A 1,902-nucleotide genomic window follows, 5' to 3' on the forward strand; every position below is an offset into this window, starting at 1 on the left:
CTTCTTTATCCAGGCCGGTTTGACCGTGTCGGGACCGGGCTTGCTCAGGGCGATGAGCACGTCGGCGCCGGTCATGGCTTTTTCGATGTCATCGACGCGGCCGGGGTTGGTCTTCTGGCACAGCTCCCACTTGCGGTAAAAAGCGGGGTCGGCCTTGATGTCGTCGCGGCCGAGGTGCAAGCTTCCGGTGGTGTCGAACATGATCATCTTGGCCGGGTCGCCGCCGGCTTGGATGATCAAGCGGGCAATGGTGGTGTTGGAGGCGCCGGCGCCGTAGAAGACGATGCGCACGTTCTTCAGTTCCTTGCCCACCACGCGCAGGGCGTTGATCAGCCCGGCCAGGGTCACCGAGCCCGTCCCCTGCGCGTCGTCATGCCAGACCGGGATGTTGCACGCCTCGCGCAGGGTGTCCAGGACCTTGTAGCAGTTGGGCTGGGAGATATCTTCCAGATTGACGGCGCCGAAGCTGGGTTCGGCCATCTTGACGAAGTCGATGATCTTGTCGGGGTCGTGCTTGCCCTTGTCGTTGTAGCTGTTCACGCACAGGGCCACGCCGTCGACGCCGCCGAGGTATTTCATCAAAAAGGCCTTGCCTTCCATGACCCCCAGGCCGCCGGAAGGAGTGCAATCGCCATCGCCCAGGACGCGCGTCGAGTCGGAAACGACGGCCACAAAGTTGCCGCGGTTAGTGAGCTCGAAGGAGGTGTCGTTGTCGTCGCGGATGGTGGTCGAGACCTTGGAGACGCCGGGGGTGTACCAGACGTTGAACCAGTTGAAGCCGTAGACCCCGGCCTTGGGCATGGTGGCGATCTTGCCGCCGTAGAACTTGTGGCTGGTTAGGGCCAGCTCCTTCAGGAAGAGGGTCTTGGCCTTGGCCAGCTGCTCCTGGGTGAAATTGTCGGGGAACAGTTCGTTCAGGTTGGATAGTTTCAGATCGGGCTTTTTCATCGGAACCTCCTTATGTTGTTAACGCATAAATTATTCATTAAGCAGAAGAGTAACTTTAATGAGTTTTTTTTAAATAGTCAAGGATGAAATATTTTTTGTGGCGGCGGTTCAGGCTGTCACCCGCCGCCCCCCGCAGGGGGACCCTGCGGGCCCCAGCGTACGAAGCCGTCGCGGGCCAGCATGGCAAAGAACTTGGCCAGACGAAGCTCAAGCCCTTCCGCCCCGCCGGCTTGCTCTTTTTTCATGGCTGCGCCGATGGCCAGGATGGTGCGCGAGCCGTCGGCCGCAAGCCAGGCGGCGCTGCCCAGCCCGTCGAGGTGAATATGAAAATCCTGGCTGCGCCCCAGCCAGCCGATGATTTTTTTCAATAGTTTGTTCTTTGTCTTTTCCTTGATCAGATAGACTTGACCTTTTTCGTCAGTTCCCGATGGGCAGTTCTGAATCGGCACGTAATCCAAAATATTGTCTTTTTTTTCCATATCTATGTAGGGGCGACCGGCCGGTCGCCCCTACCCTGTTATTTTCTTAAACCGTACGTCGTACGCCGTATGCCGATTTCCTATCCATGCCGCTTCGCCTGCGGCTCAGCAACATGGATAGTCCCATGTAAGCTTCGCCTGCGGCTCAGCAACATGGGACTACATGACAGCCGGCGCGGCCGCTTCGTTGGGATCGCCGGCATTGCCCAGGGGCAGCTTGACCAGCAGGTAACCTAAGGCGAAGAAAACCAGGACGCTGACCAGATAACTGGGATGCTGGCCGAGCATGGGCACGCGGCCGTCATTGAAAAAGGCGATGGCGGCGAATACCAGCCCGATCAGCGCCTCGCCGGCGATCAGCCCCGAAGCCAGCAATACGCCGCGGTTCTCGATGCGCGACTTCTGGTTGTCGTTGTACTTGCGGCGGGCGATGATGGCGTCGACGACCCAGCGGATGATGCCGCCGACAAAGATG

Annotated in this window: 3 protein-coding genes; all 3 read right to left on the reverse strand. The window is 59.0% G+C overall.

What is annotated here, in order from left to right; genetic code table 11:
• Positions 1-948, reverse strand: a 948-nt coding sequence (locus NTW95_07890) for a malate dehydrogenase (protein ID MCX6557330.1), incomplete at its 3' end; no start/stop codon positions are given.
• Between the two features lie 116 nt (positions 949-1,064).
• Positions 1,065-1,427: a hypothetical protein gene (locus NTW95_07895; GenBank protein ID MCX6557331.1), complete on the reverse strand. Its 363-nt coding sequence runs from the start codon at positions 1,425-1,427 to the stop codon at positions 1,065-1,067.
• A 159-nt stretch (positions 1,428-1,586) separates the two neighbouring features.
• Positions 1,587-1,902: OPT/YSL family transporter (locus NTW95_07900; GenBank protein MCX6557332.1), on the reverse strand; the 316-nt coding region annotated here is incomplete at its 5' end.

This window comes from Candidatus Aminicenantes bacterium, assembly GCA_026393795.1.
GTDB lineage: Bacteria > Acidobacteriota > Aminicenantia > UBA2199 > UBA2199 > UBA2199.